At 42.7% G+C, this 18954-nt stretch carries 14 protein-coding genes and 5 pseudogenes; 6 read left to right on the forward strand and 13 right to left on the reverse strand.

Annotated features, from left to right (window positions below):
• Positions 1 to 122 precede the first annotated feature (122 nt).
• The 3 genes and pseudogenes from H5300_RS06440 to H5300_RS06450 form a co-directional block, all read right to left on the reverse strand.
• Positions 123 to 266, reverse strand: a pseudogene (locus tag H5300_RS06440) (transcriptional regulator); the annotation flags it as partial.
• A gap of 175 nt (positions 267 to 441) precedes the next feature.
• Complete coding sequence (tnpA, locus tag H5300_RS27855; RefSeq protein WP_259397604.1) at positions 442 to 726, reverse strand: IS66 family insertion sequence element accessory protein TnpA; 285 nt, start codon at positions 724 to 726, stop codon at positions 442 to 444.
• Between the two features lie 193 nt (positions 727 to 919).
• Positions 920 to 2127, reverse strand: a pseudogene (locus H5300_RS06450) (ATP-binding protein).
• A gap of 396 nt (positions 2128 to 2523) precedes the next feature.
• On the opposite strand from H5300_RS06450, the pseudogene H5300_RS06455 reads away from it, so the two are divergent.
• Together H5300_RS06455 and H5300_RS06460 are read left to right on the forward strand one after the other, a co-directional pair.
• A pseudogene (locus H5300_RS06455) lies at positions 2524 to 2649 on the forward strand (L-threonine 3-dehydrogenase); the annotation flags it as partial.
• Positions 2650 to 2765: 116 nt separating this feature from the next.
• Positions 2766 to 2906: pseudogene (locus tag H5300_RS06460) on the forward strand (L-threonine 3-dehydrogenase); the annotation flags it as partial.
• A gap of 119 nt (positions 2907 to 3025) precedes the next feature.
• Here the strand turns inward: H5300_RS06460 and H5300_RS06465 are convergent.
• From H5300_RS06465 to H5300_RS06510, 10 genes and pseudogenes are all read right to left on the reverse strand, one after another.
• Positions 3026 to 3217 (reverse strand): annotated as a pseudogene (locus H5300_RS06465) (tyrosine-type recombinase/integrase); the annotation flags it as partial.
• A gap of 880 nt (positions 3218 to 4097) precedes the next feature.
• On the reverse strand, positions 4098 to 5039 hold the full coding sequence (locus H5300_RS06470) for a proline dehydrogenase family protein (protein WP_182795655.1): 942 nt from the start codon (positions 5037 to 5039) through the stop codon (positions 4098 to 4100).
• Positions 5040 to 5049: 10 nt separating this feature from the next.
• Positions 5050 to 8262, reverse strand: a complete 3213-nt coding sequence (locus tag H5300_RS06475) for an amino acid adenylation domain-containing protein (RefSeq protein ID WP_182795656.1) — start codon at positions 8260 to 8262, stop codon at positions 5050 to 5052.
• A gap of 1 nt (position 8263) precedes the next feature.
• Complete coding sequence (locus H5300_RS06480; protein ID WP_182795657.1) at positions 8264 to 9229, reverse strand: acyl-CoA/acyl-ACP dehydrogenase; 966 nt, start codon at positions 9227 to 9229, stop codon at positions 8264 to 8266.
• Complete coding sequence (locus tag H5300_RS06485; RefSeq protein ID WP_182795658.1) at positions 9226 to 10359, reverse strand: acyl-CoA dehydrogenase family protein; 1134 nt, start codon at positions 10357 to 10359, stop codon at positions 9226 to 9228. Before H5300_RS06485 ends, H5300_RS06480 begins: the two co-directional genes overlap by 4 nt.
• Positions 10360 to 10409: 50 nt before the next feature.
• Positions 10410 to 11675 carry an ATP-grasp domain-containing protein gene (locus tag H5300_RS06490; protein WP_182795659.1) on the reverse strand — a complete coding sequence of 422 codons (1266 nt, stop codon included), beginning with the start codon at positions 11673 to 11675 and terminating at the stop codon, positions 10410 to 10412.
• Between the two features lie 12 nt (positions 11676 to 11687).
• On the reverse strand, positions 11688 to 12887 hold the full coding sequence (locus H5300_RS06495) for an MFS transporter (RefSeq protein ID WP_182795660.1): 1200 nt from the start codon (positions 12885 to 12887) through the stop codon (positions 11688 to 11690).
• A complete protein-coding gene (locus H5300_RS06500; protein ID WP_182795661.1) occupies positions 12884 to 13960 on the reverse strand; it encodes a low specificity L-threonine aldolase in 1077 nt (358 codons plus the stop codon). The genes H5300_RS06495 and H5300_RS06500 overlap by 4 nt, the downstream gene beginning before the upstream one ends.
• Before the next feature lie 331 nt (positions 13961 to 14291).
• The gene (locus tag H5300_RS06505) at positions 14292 to 15176 is read right to left on the reverse strand and encodes a hypothetical protein (protein WP_182795662.1); all 885 of its coding nucleotides are present in this window, start codon (positions 15174 to 15176) and stop codon (positions 14292 to 14294) included.
• Between the two features lie 467 nt (positions 15177 to 15643).
• Entirely contained in the window at positions 15644 to 16600 is a 957-nt protein-coding gene (locus tag H5300_RS06510; RefSeq protein WP_182795663.1) for a hypothetical protein, read from the reverse strand.
• A 785-nt stretch (positions 16601 to 17385) separates the two neighbouring features.
• Here H5300_RS06510 and H5300_RS06515 point away from each other — a divergent pair.
• The 4 genes from H5300_RS06515 (at position 17386) to traL (ending at position 18952) form a co-directional block, all read left to right on the forward strand.
• Positions 17386 to 17565 (forward strand): TraY domain-containing protein, encoded by a 180-nt coding sequence (locus tag H5300_RS06515; protein WP_136984473.1) that lies wholly within the window; start codon positions 17386 to 17388, stop codon positions 17563 to 17565.
• A gap of 343 nt (positions 17566 to 17908) precedes the next feature.
• Complete coding sequence (locus tag H5300_RS06520) at positions 17909 to 18274, forward strand: hypothetical protein (RefSeq protein ID WP_108167668.1); 366 nt, start codon at positions 17909 to 17911, stop codon at positions 18272 to 18274.
• Positions 18275 to 18352: 78 nt separating this feature from the next.
• Positions 18353 to 18640, forward strand: a complete 288-nt coding sequence (gene traA / locus H5300_RS06525) for a type IV conjugative transfer system pilin TraA (RefSeq protein ID WP_048661539.1) — start codon at positions 18353 to 18355, stop codon at positions 18638 to 18640.
• Positions 18641 to 18649: 9 nt separating this feature from the next.
• On the forward strand, positions 18650 to 18952 hold the full coding sequence (gene traL, locus H5300_RS06530; protein WP_048660447.1) for a type IV conjugative transfer system protein TraL: 303 nt from the start codon (positions 18650 to 18652) through the stop codon (positions 18950 to 18952).
• Positions 18953 to 18954 lie beyond the last annotated feature (2 nt).

The raw sequence follows: 18954 nt of genomic DNA on the forward strand, positions 1-18954 counted from the left end.
TTGTTTCCGCACTGGAAATTTGGATCATCAAGAAGTTTTGCTTGATGGGAGCCGTATGAGCTGAGAGGTTCACGTACGGTTCTGCGAGAGGCTATCGGGGAGGTTCCGGTGGCCTACTCACCTAAATTGGCTTTTGAAGCAAGATCATCAATACGCCAGCCTCTATCGGTGCGCTTTGAGCGAATGGCGGCTCCCAGCGTTTCCTTACTGAACTCGGTATTCAAATCAGGCATAGGTTGTGCCTTTACCATCTTACCTTTTTTCATAAGTGCCTTTTAATGTACTTTTGTTACAATTGGGGTCGCCCCAAAATATAAGTTCATTATAAATCACTTTTGAAGTGTCTGTATAAGAAATTATTTAAAAGTGTAATTTAAGTAACTTATGTTTAGTTTGCCAGTTGTTGCTGTGAAGCCGTCTTACATACCCAAATTTAAAGATTTACTCAAAAGGCTCGCCAAACATTTGTTCGTAGTCAGTTCGAAAGTTTCTATTCGGAAGATCATCAGAGTAAGCCCAAAAATTAACGATACTTCTTACCTTCTCCATTGTTATGTGGTCACTTTCAACCATAACTTTCATTAGTTTTCTGAGCTGTTGGCGTTTTGCGTAGAAAGTTGAAGGGTTGAGAGCATTTTGCTTACAAAACGCTAGTGTTGATAGGGAACTGGATTCTGATTGCTCAATGAGTATTTGCCACTCTTGGTTAGTACGTCGTTTTGCCATTTCAACTCTCCTTTGGGTTGGAGAGTTGATCTTAGTATTTGGGCTAGGTGATTAGAATGTGGGGTTTATGATGCGCTTACTTTTGAGGACAGCTTTAGAACAACTCTTAAATCAAAAGCTTATTCAGATGATATGAGCCAAATATTGCTCATATCATGGATTCTTCGATCTTAATGAATATTTACTTACTCACTTAACTTTTATCTAGGTCTCTTAGGTGAGCAAGTAAGTATTCAGTGTAGTAAAGTGGCAGCACTATGTGCTCTTTCTCTGTTGCTGGAGAGCCTTGAGTACCTGTAAGTTTGATCGTCTTGTGGGGCTTGCACTTTTCGATGTAAGACTGCAATGATTTTGCACGGGTTCGTTTACCGCTCTTTACTTCTACAGGCACAATACGGCCTAGCTCATCAGCGATGATGAACTCTATCTCAGCTCTTGCGTCTCCCCAAGAGAAACTGGGTTCAATACCTAGCGCGGTGATTTCTTGTTGAACATAGTTTTCTGCGACATATCCCTTGTATTCATAGCCTTGCTGTTTGATTTCACGGTATCCCGTGCCGAGCATATGATTCAATAGCCCTACATCAAAGAGAAACAGTTTAACCGTATTTTCTTTCTGATAAGCAGCTAAAGGAGAACGAGGTTGTCCTTCAATAGGATGATTCTTTAATGCAAGTCGACATTTGTGAAGCCATGTGATCGCACTTTCATATTCAGCATAACGAGATTTGCGTTCGTGAACTCCCTTGAATTTGAACCGTTTAACGGAATCATCGAAGACTGAAGATAACTGGGCTGGGATGCTTCTAAATACAGATTCGATGAGTTGCGCATCCACTTTTCCAGAGTATTTTCCGAAATCACGCATGTAGCCCTCAATTAAGTTTCGATGGACTTCAGAGACGGCTTCAATTCGGTCAATGATACTGAGTTGAGAGCTTTCTCTCCAGATGCCCACAAAAACTCTCTGAAAGTCAGTGGCCTTAAGTTGTGCTGTTCAACTTTTCCAACAGGGAAGGAGGTGAGCAATCCAATATTGGAAGCACTTGCAGCAACATAAGCTTTGGGAGCTTTTTCTGCAAAGTATTTAAGAGCGGTAACCGCTCTAGGGCATTCACCAATTTCATCTAAAATAAGTAGATCTGTAGATGGCTCGAAGGTTTGCCCTGTTAAGAGTTCAATATTGGTGAGGATGTCATCAGGATTTAAAGATCCAGAAAAAGCTTCCATTAACTCAGGACTCTCTAAAAAATCGATCCTTAGGACATTTTCGAATGTACTTCCTAATAGCTCCTGTAATAAGAATGTTTTGCCAGTTTGTCTAGCTCCGTCAATCAGCAGAGGCTTCCTAGTTGGCTTGCCTTTCCAGGTAAGTAGGTTTTCAAGCAGTGTTCGTTTCATCTAGCCACCTTAGTGATAGCAATTTCATGCTCGATGTTTATTACATAAAAATGTACGATAAAATGCAATTTCAAGCATATTAACGCGCGTAAAAGTGTATTTTTAAGTGTGCGCATGATTATGTGGGGGAGCAAGTTGAGGTGATGAGTATATGGTGAGTGCTTGATACTCAGTATAGGCAAACGTCAATCTGGACAAGCTAGTACGCTTGCCTTGTTTGCTTTGCTTCCTGTTAGTTGTTTTGTAACGAGGTTTAGGCATGAGGTGACGACGATTAATGGATGTAGCTGATCAGATCGTAGCTTCTTGATTTAGTTCCAGGATTAAGCCTCTTTTTAACTCCCGGTTCAATGGAAAGTAACCGTTCTCAAATATTTGTTTAATTGATTAATACCTTTGATTCAGTCAGGTTTAGACCTAACGCCAATCATTACTCACCACTACAAAGTGGACGACTTCCAGAAAGGCTTCGACATGATGCGATCTGGTATGTCTGGTAAGGTAATTTTAGACTGGGAGTAGGTTACTACCGGTTTTGAATATCAGAAGGCAACAGGTAAACTGTTGCCTTTTTTATCGCCATTCATAATTGATAAATAATTTAAACTATTGATATTTAGTGGTTATTTTTGTTTTTGTATATAGTGGCAAGCTTGATTCAGTCAGGTTTAGATCTAACACCAATTATTACTCATCACTACAAAATTGATGATTTCCAAGCAGGCTTCGATGCTATGCGTAGTAGGCTTTCTGGCAAGGTTATTCTTGATTGGGAATAGATAAAATTAGGCTCTAAATAGCAAAAGGCGACAGTGAAAACTGCCGCCTTTCTTACGAATAAAACCGCTAAATAACGGTAGATTACAGTGTCTGTCGCCATTTTGTCGCCATTAATTCTTAATGGATTGAGGTGCACCGCTTGGATCAAATGTTCTGGTGAAAAATGGGAATACGCCATTGTCTGCTCAATTTTGGTGTGTCCAAGAATACGCTGTAACACCAAAATATCCCCTTTGTTCATCATAAAATGCGAAGCAAAAGTATGCCGTAAAACATGCGTCGCTTGTCCACTCGGAACGTGGCCAGGTAGGTACTTGGATACCCCTGGAACATACTTTGAACGAAGCTTTGCAAATCCGTGGGCCTCGATCCAACACTGCTACATTTTACTATGAAGCCTCAGAATTTATACTGAGGCTTCGTTCTATCCAGGGGTAGGGTATCTCGACTCGACCCATTCAACCCCACTGACTATAACTTGAGCTTTATCCGCGGAAAATTATGGCATTGCTGATATTAATCCCTTGAGTTTCAGAAGCAGTTGTGGTGAATCAAGCCTGTAGAACTATAAAGCTACATATTTACTACATGGAAATTTTTTAGGTTTTATTTCTTAATTAAGCGCTTGAAATTAAATTGTTATTTAAATTCACCCCTTAACAGGTCGGAGGTGAGAGTGCACGAGAGAGCTGCCTTTTTGAATTGACTCTTCAATATCTTCAAAGTTTACGTATAAAATGAGGTGACAAAATAGCCCTCCTCGGCACACCATTAATTTTTGCAACGTTGTAGAATGCGGAGTTATTCAACCCATCTTGGATTGAATCTACGCTCTGCGTATAAAGCATCAAATCATTGTTGAAAGAGAACTCCAATGAGTGATGCCGACCTGTTTAGCTTGTTGTTAACATCTGAAAAAAATAATCTGTTGTTTCAACCCATAAACCGTTGTATCTCCCTACTATTACGAGTGAGGGACAAATAGAAGTCGGCCGTTTTACCAAGCGAGTGATTACTCGATAGAGGTACATCAAACATACCTTGACTATGATGTAAATATCATCAATTTGCCATGATCGGCTACGTGTTCTAGTACCATCGCAATTGTTTCGCGATTTCAGACGCATTCTTTTACACCCGTAGATAAATCCTAGAATGGTCAACATTGACGCCACGTAACCTGTCAACTCTTAGTAGGGATGGACGACAGTTTGCTCGTTTTGTAAGTCTGTTATCGCTTGAATCACATTCTCAGGTTTTTCTGATAAGCGATTGAAAAAGTGTGTATACCACTCTTTTCCGTAGCACAGATAAATTCTCGTCTGATATCCCTGGTCTTTTATCTGTTTTAACAACTCAGGACGAACTCCATGTAACATTTCAAAGGTTATCGACGCCTTTGAGAGCTGTTCGTTGCCGAGGATGGCTTCGATCAACTCTTCGTCACAAGAGGCAACAAGAACGGGAACTTCTTGCTTGACAAGCTGAGTGAGATACTCAAGATACTTTTCTCGTATATGGGCTTTTTCCTGAATAGCGATACGCTCTGAAACTGAATAAACACCTTTCACCAGCCTAACTATACCCCGAGCAAATCGTGGATCAGATAGATCATCTTGTGTTCGATGTAAGTATGCTTGCAAGGTAATACCTAGGTTATCGTACTTCTCTGACACCGCGTAATAAACAAACAAAATATCATCGACTTTATGGAATTCTTCCATGCTAATGATTACGTTGCACTGGGTCTTTTGAGCAGCGCAACAGATTTTTTCTAGATTTTCTAGAGCGAAATCGCGGTCCAATACGAGTCCAATCGTCGAAAGATCGAGACACAGGTTTGTCCCTGGTGTCAGCCGCTCACAGCGGCTGGCCAAGTGAACAAATTGCAGTGTGTTTATCTCACAAAGTTCTCGTGTTTTACTGTCTTCTCCCCCCATGTACTCGAGTGACATCGCGTACCCTTTCTCCTCGTAACGCGACGCCAATTTTATCGCTTCACTCTCATGTTCAACGATGTATCGTTTTGCGGGTTTTAGAAGAGCCTCATAGGCCATTGGATCCTGATTGAATGTGCTGATCAGGTTTTCATTACGTGCAATGTGCTTTAACATGCGACTAAAGAAATTCACTTTCTAACTCCTAGTATGACTGTGCGTTGTTATTAAGTACGTGGCAAACGATTTGTACAAAGTGCTCGGTGCACTCATCGATGATGAAGTGACCACTTTCAAACAAGTATTGATGTACGGCTCCTTGCGTGTACTTAGCCCATTCGTCTAGATGTTGAGCGGTTGTAAATGTGTCATTTTTGCCAAACAACAGATGCAAGTTTGATGTCAGTGTGCCATTGGGTACCATTACGTAATGCTCTGAAGCGACAGCATCGGCTCTAAGACATTGGGTAAGTTCCGATAACTCAGCACTAGCCACCTTTTGCGTAGGCTGGCCAAAACTAAACAACTTATTAAGAAACTTATCGTCGTCTTTTTCATCGCTAATCTTGGTCTCAGGAACCACATTGGGGCTTCTTGAAGCGACTACTATCAAGTTATCTACAGCCACACCTTTAAGTTGAAGCTGTCGAGCGGTTTCATAGGCTAAGAGCCCGCCCATGCTATGCCCGACGAACGTGGTCGGTATGTCTCCAAAGTTGACGAGTTCTTGGGATAACGATTCGGCCATCTCGGCAATTGAGGACATTGGCGGCTCCGATTTCCGGTTCCCATGCGCTGGTAAGTGGACCGAAAACACTTCAACGTGCGATTCAATACGTCGTACCCACGACTTAACATCATAGGGCGATCCTCCCGCGCAATGGAAAAACACTAATCTTTGCTGTGGTGTTTTTACGGGTCGGCATTTGAGTAGCCACAACTCATCGAGAAATCGCGCTAGCTCATATTTAGCAGACTCTGTCGTAAGTTGGCCGTTTGTTTCAAGCAACGTGACTAAAGAAGATAGTGTGGTATTGGAGTAGACTTGGGGAGACGTCAGCTCAATCCCCGTCACCTTCTTGATCTCAGACACTATTTGGATAATGGCCAAAGAATCGCCACCACTGTTCAAGAAATCATCCTCTACACCCCCTTCAAAGGTAGGAATGGCTTGACGAACGATAGCCGCTACCGCGTTCATCGTGGTGCTATGTTCCTCGGAATCGCAGTCCTTTGTTATTAGCTCAATGTACTCTTTCAACTTAGCCTCATCGACTTTGCCACTCAGCGTCAACGGGATCTCGCGTTCATGAATGACTTTCGACGGCCACATGTAGTAAGGCAGCTCATCTTTGATTAACGAAAGAAGCGATTCCGGGACAATGTGCAGCTCTGGTTGCGTCGTATAGAAGAGGTAAAGTGTACCTTTATCATGGATAACAGAGCACTGCTCGACCAGATGAATGGAAGAAGCCGTATTTTCAATTTGTAGTAACTCGACTCGATGCCCATTGATATTGACCTGTCGGTCATTTCGCCCATAAATATCAAGGTTACCATCATTTCGAAATCGGCAGACATCACCCGTATTGTAAGCATTCACGCTTTCTCCCCATGGGAGATCAACATTAACAAAGCTTTGTTTCGTCACTTTATCCAGATTTAAGTACCCTTGAGCAACACTTGGTCCAGCAATAAACAACAGTCCTGGCATTCCTAGCGGAACAAGCATATGTTGCTCATCTAAAACAAACGCTCTCACATTGGGCAATGGCCTTCCGATCGAAGGATTGATTTCCCCATTGTCTTGGCATCGATAGGTGGTGACGGCCACCGTCGTTTCCGTCGGCCCGTAACCATTGATGACTTCAATACCTGCTCGAGTAAATGCTAAGGTGACGGTATTGCTGAACTTCTCCCCCCCCAATGACAACAAGCGGAGCGAGCTCAATTGCGAAAGGTGCTGTTTGAGATAATCTAACAGCACTGGCGGAATTTCCGCGACGGTTACCCCTTTCTGTGAGATAAACGTCGCTATCTTTTGCGGATCGGCCTTGTATTCATCGGGAAGGATCGCCAGTTTAGATCCATTAAACAAACTACAAAACATGTCGAAGACAGAGACATCAAACGCAAGAGAGGCAAACTGAAGTACGGTATCGTGCTCAGTAATCCGATAGTCTTTTGAGATCCCCGTAACAAAGTTGGCCAACGCGCCGTGCGATATTTTCACGCCTTTGGGATTCCCCGTCGTACCAGAAGTGTAGATGATGTAAGCCAGCTCACTCGGGCGATAAAGCAAGTCGGGGATGTTAAAGTTGCACCCTGAAACAGTTTCGACTTCTTGAACCAGCAATGACGGAGTCGACGGTCTGACCGTCCACTCGATGAGGTCAGTGATCAGAAGTTTGGCTTGGCTATCCCCAAGGATGTACACTAACTGACTCTCAGGGCTCTTGATGTCGACGGGGATATACGTAGCCCCTAAAGAGAGTATCGCAATGATGGCGGCGACCGCCTCAGGACTGCGTTGTAAATAGAGACAGACCCTGTCTCCTCGGCGGATCCCTAGCCTTTCAAGCTTTAGGTAGAACTGCTTTACTTTCTCGTGAAATACATCGTGCGACAGCGTCTCCTTGTGATTCATGATGCAAGTCCGCTCATGACCAGCCGCGATAATCGCCAGAATTTGAGGAAGAATAGACGGCATATTTATAGGTAAGCTTTCTCCAAAAGAGAAGGAATACAATGTGTTCAACTCTTCCCCAGTTGGCAGAAACACCGCCGCGTCATCCACATTTTCTCTACGAGTAAACGCGCGGGCACAAGCGTTCACTTTCCCCATCATGCCAGTAACCAGTCTCTCGTGGTAAACATTGGGATTATATCCAATGTTGACCTTAATCCGCTCTTTGCATTCAGCGATCTGCAACACCACGTCACAGTTGTCGATGTGTTCGTGTGAGTTATACGAGAAACCAAAATTAGAGGCCGCTTCATGGTCGTCCACTTCTCGGAGGCAGGACGGTTCGACGTACAAGGGAAGTCGTCCAGCTAAAGGGATGGCCTTATCGGTAAAAGCTTGCTCTTGGCTGAGGTTTTCTGGCAAGTTAACCGCAAGCGTTACCTGTGTGTCCAACAGCTGAGCACGCAAACCAAAACTGTCCGTAGCAGAATAGCGAGCTAACACCAACATGTATGACAACACGATCTGAGAGACCATACTCTCACTACGATCAAAGGTAAACTCTGACTTTGTCTCCAGCCACGCAAACGGCTTGTCTTCATAAAAGTCAGGCAGAACCAGCCAGTTTTTTACTTCAACTTGGGAGGAGGGTGTTTTCGCATCAATAAGATTGATGATTTTTTGGCGTTGAGTAAATGGCAGCTTGGTGACCCTGTCATAAATCTCATTCATTCTAGTTTCCATCCGAGACTACCTTGTTAATTCTCTCTGAAAGATCCGTGGTTTTTGCGAAGAATTCATAGACTGCCGACTCCGCAGTCAGGCCATGGCAACCGTGGATGTGTACCGTGGTTCTAAAAATCGCGAGCAGTAAGGATTTAATCGCATCAAGCCCTTGATTTGGATAGTTGGACCCATGATAACCCTGTTCAAAAACGGTGTACTGAGCCAACAGTGAGGCATAGTTAAGTCGTAAATATTGATGTTCATGCAGGTGTTTTCCAAACTGTTTTTTTTTGATTAACCTGCGTTTACATAGACTCAGTAAAGTATGGCAATAGCCTAAAGAAAACGACATCAAATCCATTCGGGCTTGGCGCATCAATTGGTGATAATCCGCTTCACTCAACTTGACTTGAGCAATACGTTGACTATCATCAAGGTGTAAGTCTTTGGCGCGCAGCAAATCGCCGACTAACCCTGTTGGGTTGGCCCCTTGATCCTTTATGAACACCTCATCCGCAAGGATCCGATAGAGATAGACGTTTTGCTCGTGGAAAAACACGATACAAAGTGATGGGCTCACCATTTGCGCTCGGCCAATGAGACCTTCTAATCGAAACCCGTTATTATCCTTCGTAATCGCTACATGAGAAGGAGAGTGATGATCCAAGATAATCGGTGTGACAGCATCTAAATCTAAATCGCGCTCTCGCGATGGACATAATGACAACACGTCAATGAGTCTGAACTTATCAAGCTCCTGTAAATATGGCGCTTTACGCGCGAACTGATTCACTAAAATTCGTCGATGCTTTTCACCCAAATCAAACCCACCAAGAGACCTTGGCTTATGGAAGATGAGGCTGTCCTCACTGAGTGAGGTGCCCATAAATGAATGCGCATCCGTCTGAAAAAAATCGTCGGCATAGAGTGTATTGAAGGAATCTTCTAACGTTGCCTCAAATACAATATTCATGTTACACCTTCTTCATAAATGGATTTCCTCGCAATGGTTTCAAGCATCATCTCAGAGCTGCCTGCAGACAGTAACAATCCTTGCGACTCGCGATAAGCAGCACTAATGTTGTTATAAAACTGTGGTTCGTTAACGAGCACGGCTGTTTGGTCAAGGTTATCGTGGACATAATTTATGATCTTTACCGCCAATTCACTTGAGATTAGCTTCGCAATTGACCCTTGATACTCGCTAACTTTTCCTTGCTCAAAAAAATCACTCAAGACCGCATCGACGTGCTTTCTCGCACAACGAAGCTCAAACTCTAACGTTTTGACATAATCTTCATCCCAAGCGCCATCATGAAAGTAGGCGCTTGATGCAAGTAAGAGATGAAAAAATCGCTCGGCTTTGATGTAGTAATCAAAACCGGTTCGTTCAAGGGAAATGGCTTCCGTGATAAGGGCCCAACCCTTATCTATTTCTCCAACAATATCCTCGGCAGAGACTATTAGATTGTCGAACCTTACCCGACAGAAATTTTCGTCACTGATCGAGTCCAACGGCTCAATACTGACGCAGTCATCATTAAGTGGGATTATGAACAACGTGAGGCCATTATGACCGCCACTGTTGGAGTCTGTTCGGATGGCGCACAAAGCGTGATCGGCTTGCTGTGATTTGAGCGAGTAAATTTTTTCCCCATTGATGACGAACGTGCCGTCATCGGATACAACCGCATGACTTTGCAGCGATGCAAGATCAGACCCAGACGTTGGTTCTGTATATAAAATGGAAAAAAACGTCCGCCCTGCTGCGATCTCTGGCAAAAATCTCTTCTTCTGAGATTCGCTACCCGCTATATTGAGTAGGCCACCGACAAAGTGCACGCTAAGTAAATATAATGTTTCAGATAAGCCTCGGCTTACCAGTTCCTCAAGAACAAATAAATTGGCTGGCTGGCCTAAGTCCAGCCCACCGAATCGTTGGCTCCACGCGGGAGCCAGCAATTGCTCTCGACCAAGCCTTTGATACAATTCTCTTAGATCGGGTTCCAACCTAGGATCCCGTAACTCATTGGTTTCTACATAATCATTGACTATGCGTTTAATTTTGGATTTAAAGTCAACATAATTCATGGCCTTGGACAATAACCTTTCCTAGAGTGAGTGGAGTAATGTTTTCGGATCTATCCATCCGCTTAAATCATAGAAAGATAGTAAGAGTCTTCTTGTTCTCTAAACTTGAGCCTCTCCGCTTTGATGTCGTTCTTGTCCTCACCAAGTAAAAACATTTGTCCTGGGGTATTGGTAAAATCGATTGTTTTTTCGATCGTGTTACCTGCGCCCCAGTAAAAACTATGGAAGTGAGTGTAATTCTCGACGAGCTCATCAGTAGGGAAGGGTTGGACAACAGTGCCTTCTCTATCAGAAATAAAGAAAACGCAACTGGAGTTGGTTTTGAGTTTGCGACGACCTTTCTTAACTCGTTCCTTGAACGTTTCCGGATCTAAGATCGACTCAAACAATACGGATAATTGGTTATGACCCATCGCTTTAGTGTAGGCGGATAAATCAATACGTCCCGGCATGCGAGCACCAGTTTCTAGTAACGTTGGACCTTCGCTCGTGATCATCACTTCACTGTGGCCTGCACCGTTTCGAATACCCAATGCGTCTAAGCACTCGTAGATGTAATCTGCCAATAAGTTAAACGTCTCGCTGTCCTCGATAGGACACAACAATTCGTTGTAGTCATGTACTGGACTGTTGTCGATACGCACTCGATACACTCGGATGATCTCACTGACAAAGTGCTGCCCATTGAGACTAACAGTGTTAACGCAGTATTCAATTTCATCAGAGTCGAGATAATACTGAGCTAGGACTTCCTTGTTGGTATTTCCGTAGACATTCTTGTTGAGGTAGATGTTGTCAAATGCGCAGTTAATCTCTTCTTGATTGTGACAAATTCGCACTCCATCTGATGAAGCACTTTCTAGCGGTTTAATGATATAAGGATAGTTGTTCTCGTCGTTGTCTATCCAAGAAAAGATGCCATCCACATTGTCGGATTTGAACTGAACTATCGAGCGAACACCAGCCTTTCGCAGAGCTTCTTGCATTTCAAACTTATTGCGTCTCGCTTTTGATAGACCAAAGATGTTTGAGTATGACAAGTTTAGCTGATGGGAAATGATGTCCGACAGTTCCACAGCATGGTCCTTACCCGGTAGCACACACAAGATATTTCGACCTTTGAGCTTCTCAAGAACCCTCTCAATATCACCACCCCAAGTAACATTACCTATGTAGTCACCTCCACAATAGGAGCTCAATACCCCTTCTGACGCCGAGAACGATTCCACATGCAGCGACTCAATCCCAAAACTGCTTAAGTACTTAGCGTAATGCGCTCCGGTCCCGTAACCATCAACGATAATGAAACAATCTTTCTTTTTATACATTTTATTTAACCTTTAAACTGAATTTAAATTCTTCTCGTTTTTGCCGACAAAGAAGAGTGCACCGACAACGCTGAGGGCTGACAGCGTTAGAAACATCGTATTGCTGCCATGGCTTTCAAGGATCAGTAAGCTGACCCATGGGCACAGGAAATAACCGAGTGTTTGTAAATTTTGCGCACCAAAATACGCGCCTTTCATCTCGTCCGGTGCAATTCTATCGATGACAACGGACTGATTAGGGATAATGAGAATTTCCCCAACCGTAAATACCACCATAGCGAGGGTGAGGTGTGTAATATCCCCAGAGAGGAAAAAGCCAATTTGACCTAATGCCAATAAAAAGCCTCCGAGAAAAATATTCACAGTCGGCGAAATCTTTTCTGTATAGCTAATGAGCAATGGTTGGACGAAAATAATACAAAGCGCGTTGGTCGTAACCATATAAGAAAGAAACTTCGTACTATTAACATGATCCGTCAGAATAAAGTATTGAGATAAATAGACCGTAAACTGGCTATAGACAGTGCTCAAAACGATTCCTCCGATAATAAATAATAATAAATATTTATCCTGAACTAGAACATTAATTATATTTATCATGCTTGGGGATTCTATTTTTTTCTCTTTCGGTTCTTCACTACTAACAAAAATTAAATAGTAAAGAAAAACTAAAAAGAAAATAAAAGATGCAGCCAAAAAGACAGATTTATGTTTTTCTCCTGTTAGCCAAACTCCCAACAAAGGCCCGACAGCCCAACCTACATTAATAAGGATGTAATTAATTGAGAATGCGCGAAATTTATTCTTTTGGTCCACTGTTTCTGAGATGATTGATTTTGATATTGGTGAAAATATTGAATAGCCTATATTAAAAAATAGGTTAGAAACATAAAGTAGTAACAACGAATCAAAAAAATACAGTCCAGATAATGAAATTGAACAGGATAATAATGAAACCAACAACATGACACGCTTGCCTAAAATGTCAGACAGCGTGCTTCCTATTGCGCCTATCGCGGTTGAAATAAATATCGCACTGCCTATAAATAATCCAACATCACTGGGTTTAAGACCCGCTTCTAAACTTAGGTATATTGCAAAAAAGGGAATACTCATTGCTCTTGCAACAGTCAATGCTAATGAGGAAAGCATGAGACTTTTTACAATTTTAGGTATCCCAATAAAGTCTTTCACCAAGCCTAAAAATTTCATAGTGAAGGCTCACATGTTAATGTCAGCTTTTCCTGATAGTGGGCAATGATGTCAAGCAAGGTCTGGCTGACCACTAAGGCGTCTTCTTCTTTCACATGAAAATGGGTTACCAACCTCACTTTATCGTCGTCCCATGCAATCATTTTTAGCCCTCTCTCCTCAGCCAGAGCAACGAAGTCTTGTGCCGTAGTACCAAGAGACTGCGCAGAGATGTACATCATGTTGGTCCCATGGTAAATCAAGTCCACACCATTTAACCCTCGGAGGCTCAGGTAGATAGCGTTCATCTTATCATTATCATCCCCCACCAATTCCCAGTGATGCTTCAAAGCGTAGTGTGCAGGGGCCGCAACAACACCAAACTGGTGCATGTCACCACCAATCCATTTCCGGTACTTCCTGGCGCTGTCAATGAACGACTTCTTCCCGACCATGATGGACCCTAATGGTGCACAGAGACCTTTGGAAAAACACATCGACATGCCATCAACGTACTGTAGGTATTCGCTCGGATGAACGTTGCTGTAGGCAGACGCATTGAGTATTCTTGCGCCATCAAGGTACAAAAATATGTCACGTTGTTTAGCGTAACGGCTAATCTCTTTTATTTTTTCTAATGAAAAAACCGAGCCACCTTTTGAGCCAACGGTATTCTCCAAGCAAATAACTTTAGGATGAGGGTAGTTATTGTTCCATCTTGCTTTTGTATTAATAGCCTTATCAAGATTATCAACGTTATATATTCCATCTTCCGTATTAATTAGGTTGAAACACACGCCGGCTAATCTTGAAGATGACCCGGATTCAAAAAAATTGATATGATAGCTAGCATCTAAAATAACTTCATCTCCTGCATTAGTTAGAGCAAGTAAAGCTATTTGGTTACTCATCGTTCCGCCACACGTCAGCAAAGCATCTTCAGTTCTGAAAAATTTCTTACAATATTCTTGCAGCTCATTTACAGCTCGATCGTCCCCAAAGCAGTCATCTCCAACTATAGCATTTCTCATGGCCTCTCTTATATTATCCGTAGGTTCTGTAATGGTATCACTTCGAAGATCTATATATTTCATACTATGCTCTTTGATTGAAATTTATTTTGGGTGAATTGGTTAAAAATCAAAATATTTGTAGAAGTCACATTCGATTAAGTATTGTTCACTGCTATATTCGAAAGAGGTGCGGATAATATATGTTGATTTTTTTAACATCAAGTTAATGTTTTATGTGCTTTTAAAGAGACGCATATTTATTACCTAATAATTTAATTTATTTAATAATTTATTATTATAAATTGTGATTTTCATCAAGGTTTTTATTAACATTATTTAAATAACTGATAGTAATAGGTATAAACGTGACAAACATCAAGAATTGAAGGTTATTAATTAATAAAAAACATAACTAGTTGTTTGACTTATCTATGTAATAAAAAATTGTACATGCAATAGGTTTTGATGTGATGGACGCACCTCCCTTCTGGCTTCTTTTCTTCATCAACTCCATCGTGTTATCGATCATTTCAATATACTTTTCCATTTTGGCTTGTGTCTGCTTCTTACTTGGCGCAGAGAATCGTCTCCAAACGTGCGATTTCAACCCTTGTTGATTAAAGATGTCATGGTGAGTTTGATCTAAATCTCGGAGTTTCATTTCGAGTAAATGGCCCATTTTGATTAGCGTCGCGTCATCAAGGAGGTGCTCAGAGTTGGGGACATAGTCTATCAACATTCGAACTAAGGTCATCACATCATGCTCTTGCTTGACCAGTGCCAGCGTTTGCATTAAACGATGTTTCTCTTCTTTTTTTGACGGATCAGGCTCTTTATCCGGATGGATAACACTGGCAATGCGTTTGTACATTTTGCTGAGTTGTGCGCCTTGAAACTTTTCTTTGATGTTCAGCGATTCGTAGGCTTCATTCTCAATATAATCGAATTCAAAATCGTTCCACTCGCCCTCAATTTGGTCCCGTGGTGGCAATGAGTTGTTATTACGGGCAGCATAAGAGTTCCATAAAGCACGGATCAAAGCGTCGATGGCAATTGGGTCTTCAGAAGCCAATATTGTGCGGATCTCTTTTTCGGGTAACTCAATGTCAGCGTCGAACGCGTCCTTCATGCCATTTTCAAGCTCTCGATAAGCGTCATTGAGCGCTTGCAGTTTTTCTTTCTTAAATACTTTGTCCTGATAGGCCTCATATTCTTCGCATACCGCTTCGACTTTGTCTATGTCATTCAAAAAAGGGCGATCAAGAGCGTCAAGTAACTCTTGTTCAATCGTTTTCATCAAGCGAGAGTGGAGATTGGTTTTGAGTTTTTTGAGGTCAAAAATGACATCAAGTGCTTGACCCAAACACACTGAACTTAATACTAATTTATGGTTCTTGAGGTTAAATTATCCTCTAACGCCGGCAAACCGAATGCCCATTCCTTTTGTAAAATCGTTTGTTTAAGTCGTAACTACAAACTGTGACCATTTTAATGAATGTAAGAAGGATACCCTCTCACAAGACGAGACTGCTCTTATGGCGCTGCAATATGAACTGTACAAAACCCTGGTCCTGCTAAGCCATACCATCTTGCTTGTTCTTAAATATTTATATTTTTATTCATATTGTTATTCATGTTCATACGTAGTGTTCATAAGTGCAGCGCCTTATTGAGCACGATTGTAGCGATTGTTTTTATCGAGCCTTTCTTGCACTACCTTTCTTATGAAAGACGGTGAATAGAAAACTCTGTCCCGAATAACGCTCAACGGACACGCGATCCACGAATAACGAGGTGGGTAAAACAAGAAAAATGAGAGATAAAACAGGGTAAGAAAGGTTCAGACGTGCGGATCCCTCCGCTTTCGCGGAGACAAAAATCGCCCTTTAACTTAGGGGCAAGGTCGGGTTGATACTCACTAAAAAAGGCGGAGGTTGTTTGAGCGTACGTGTTTAATGTTGACGCATTGAAGATCTCTTGTATTCCTGACGCGATTTTACGAAAAGACAGCCAATGAAAGTTCAGTCCCTTCTTTGTTTGGCGTTTTCGTGTCGCGAGGATCAATTCGCTGATGTTGGGGTAACGCACGACTTTTAAGTCATTAAAGAAACGAATGGTAAACTGTTTGTATGAAGGGGCACTGTGTATCGTCCCTTCGTCTTGGTCGACACACACATTGATCCGCTCACTGTGATAATAGCCAGCACGCTGCAAATACTTCATCACTTTCGCAAAGGATTTGGGCGAAATATACTCGCCAAAGCGCAACGCATACTCTTCTTGAAGCTGATCGTAGCTGATGGGCTTCAACCCCGCTTCGGTGGGCAAACCAACACGCCCGCCAATGAGGTCGGTGTTCGGCAACATGCACGCTAATGCTTTCGCAATTAAGGTGCGACTCTGCACATTATTTATCGCTTCACCGCCCCATGCATTGAGCGACGGGAAGCGATTGGGGTTAGTAATGAATTCTTCGAGCGCTTTGAAGATCCGCCCGTATTCTGGCGGTAGGATTTCTACCTTACCACTTCGAAGCAACCGGCGAGACTTGAGTCCTATCTCAAAAGGCGTCTTAGGGTTCCGCGCGTTCTCTTCTGCAACGACACGATGATGCAATTCGATCAACTCCCGTTTCCGATCCTTACGCTTGCGGCGATCCTCTGCATCGTAACTCGATTTATCGGAGGGGGTAGGGGAGGAGTCGTGTCCAGGCGTCTTCATAACATTCACCGTCCACGTTTAAAACACACAGCACTTCATCCCGAGGGATAAACAAGCGGTGTGATTGAGAATGTGTTGTTTGGGCTTTAGCCCATGCCATGATTGAGTCAAATGAGTCATATTTTGAGGTCCAACAGTTTTTAGAGCTGTTCGGATTAGTCGTCCAAACGGTGAAATTTCAACCTCTCTCAACCGAGAAAAGAAATCAAACGCTGGTTTTTTAGACACAAAAAAGCCGTCTACTGTTGGGGAGACGGCTTTTTTGCGAGTGCTATATAGTCAGAGTACCACCTCTAACACACTCTAAATCCTAGAAAAAACACACGACATTGGGCACTCAGGAGTAAGCAATGTCGTGTGTTTTAACCTTATAGACCTCAGGTAAGCATAGCGTTTCGTCGCCTGATATTTCAAACGCTAAGTGTGCCTTGGGATTTTTCCCTTAACATAATGTAAATAATACGCAGATGTGAAAAATCCATAAATAACAAAAAGATAACAAATAACCTTAGAAAAATTTATAGCACATTGAGGGAGGGAAATTAAAATAATTAATCTATTAATTATGCGTAATAAAAATAGCGCCAACAGTAAATGCAAATTTATTTTCTTTAAAATCAGCATCTTAATTTGGTGCGTATTATTTACATTATGTAAAATGCAAGAAATGAGAAGTAAATCACAAACCACTTAAAATTTAGGCTCTGTTGAACGATGAAATGGCTCATCGATGTTTCGACCTGAACGTGGTCATTTCGGTTTTGTCTATTTAGGAAGACTTTTGTATGAATTTTAAATCAAAATGTATGGTTGAGAACAAGGAAGTCGGTATCGCTTTTAATCTTTCATCAAAGGCGAATAAAACGTTAACGCTCTCGGCGAAAAGAGCAGAGCGGGCCAAAAAGCGCGAAGGGAAACTTCGATTAGAAGATCACCTCAAACGTTTTCCTAATTGGTCGCTGTAACGAATGAGATTGCCGTCTGGGATTATTACCTCAGATGGCCTCGAAGGTGGGCTGCCTTCACTATTGCAAAAAGCGCCGCAGAGGGGCGCAGGCCTGCGTAATATGCCTAACAAATTCAGGAGCCCTCTCTGGGGCGACGTCCAAGGCTGTTTTTCTACTCAATTAAGCACGCTGGTTGAGTGGTGAAATAGAGTTACTTGGGAATACCAGACACCACATCCTTTGGATGTGCGCCTTCTACTACAAGAATGCTCAAGCCAGTTTGTAGCACGGCTCTTGAAAGAGAGCCCATCGTTTTGTTTTTTAAAAGAACAAAACAATGTCCTAACAAGGAGTGTGAACGATGCAAATTATCTACGGATATTGTCGTGAAGATGAGGCCGCGAGTTTATTAGGCCACTTTGTTAAACAAGGTGATTTTGTCAGCGTCAAAGAACTGGGAACGGTTGGGCGTGAACACATGGCGTTTGCCGCTTTGTTGCCTTTTACTGGGCACCTTGCATTTCCTTTCTATTGGAAGGGCGTTCATTTGGTCGCGGTTCAAAAACAAGCTCAGTCAGTTAATCGTCTCACTCTCCCAACCTCAAATAATGCTTGTAAAAAACGTTATCGGAAGCTTAAGAACACCATCATTAGCGCTCAAAATTGGAAGCAACATGTGAGCCGTAATCGTGGTTTGAAGTACGCGAAATCTTCGATGTTTTCTTAAGGATGTGGTAGGGAGCCCCCTTTCCCTCCATCCTGACCATGTACTTGATAATTTTATCACTCAATAAGGATACTTATTATGAAAACACGCACCCAGCGCACCCTCCTTGTCGGGCTTGGCGTTGCTGTTTCGACACTTCTTATCACTCAGCCTGCTCTGGCTGCCGATATCTTCGCTTCAGGTAAACAAGCCATGAAAGACACGGCGGGCAAAGGCTCTGCGGTTGAAACCGCCATGCTAGGCACAGGCCTTGCGGGGGCGGTCGTCACTGGACTGATGAGCCGTAACTGGTTTGCAGCCGTTGGCGGATTTATTGGTGGCTCAGTCTTGTGGAATGTTGGAGCGCCACTCGTCGGTTTAGGCTAAGGAGTCACAATGGAAGACCCTCATCAGTTTTTCTCTATCCCAAAACACATGAACAAAGGTCGCCGCTGGCTCGGTTTCCCTGTTGATGAACTCATTCCTGCCCTCTGCATTTTTGGCCTCTCATTCTGGCTTAAACACGAAATGATAGGGCTGACATTATCGCTGGCTTGGTTTGGGGGATTGCGTTACATCAAAGCGCAATACGGTGACAACATCGTGACCCTGTCACTCTATTGGTGGGGGGCTTCTTTTGTCAGTCCCACCCTCTTTAAGCGTACCCCCTCAGCCTGTCGTCGTTACTGGATTTTCTAAGG

It is taken from the genome of Vibrio sp. SG41-7 (genome assembly GCF_014164465.1).
Taxonomy (GTDB): domain Bacteria; phylum Pseudomonadota; class Gammaproteobacteria; order Enterobacterales; family Vibrionaceae; genus Vibrio; species Vibrio splendidus.

Coding starts and splice junctions, on each gene's coding strand:
- H5300_RS06520 (WP_108167668.1), top strand. CDS start 17,909: ATGCAAATTATCTACGGATATTGTCGTGAAGATGAGGCCGCGAGTTTA.
- H5300_RS06495 (WP_182795660.1), bottom strand. CDS start 12,887: ATGAAATTTTTAGGCTTGGTGAAAGACTTTATTGGGATACCTAAAATT.
- H5300_RS06510 (WP_182795663.1), bottom strand. CDS start 16,600: ATGAAGACGCCTGGACACGACTCCTCCCCTACCCCCTCCGATAAATCG.
- H5300_RS06515 (WP_136984473.1), top strand. CDS start 17,386: ATGAATTTTAAATCAAAATGTATGGTTGAGAACAAGGAAGTCGGTATC.
- H5300_RS06475 (WP_182795656.1), bottom strand. CDS start 8,262: ATGAATGAGATTTATGACAGGGTCACCAAGCTGCCATTTACTCAACGC.
- traL (WP_048660447.1), top strand. CDS start 18,650: ATGGAAGACCCTCATCAGTTTTTCTCTATCCCAAAACACATGAACAAA.
- tnpA (WP_259397604.1), bottom strand. CDS start 726: ATGGCAAAACGACGTACTAACCAAGAGTGGCAAATACTCATTGAGCAA.
- H5300_RS06480 (WP_182795657.1), bottom strand. CDS start 9,229: ATGAATATTGTATTTGAGGCAACGTTAGAAGATTCCTTCAATACACTC.
- traA (WP_048661539.1), top strand. CDS start 18,353: ATGAAAACACGCACCCAGCGCACCCTCCTTGTCGGGCTTGGCGTTGCT.
- H5300_RS06500 (WP_182795661.1), bottom strand. CDS start 13,960: ATGAAATATATAGATCTTCGAAGTGATACCATTACAGAACCTACGGAT.
- H5300_RS06505 (WP_182795662.1), bottom strand. CDS start 15,176: ATGAAAACGATTGAACAAGAGTTACTTGACGCTCTTGATCGCCCTTTT.
- H5300_RS06490 (WP_182795659.1), bottom strand. CDS start 11,675: ATGTATAAAAAGAAAGATTGTTTCATTATCGTTGATGGTTACGGGACC.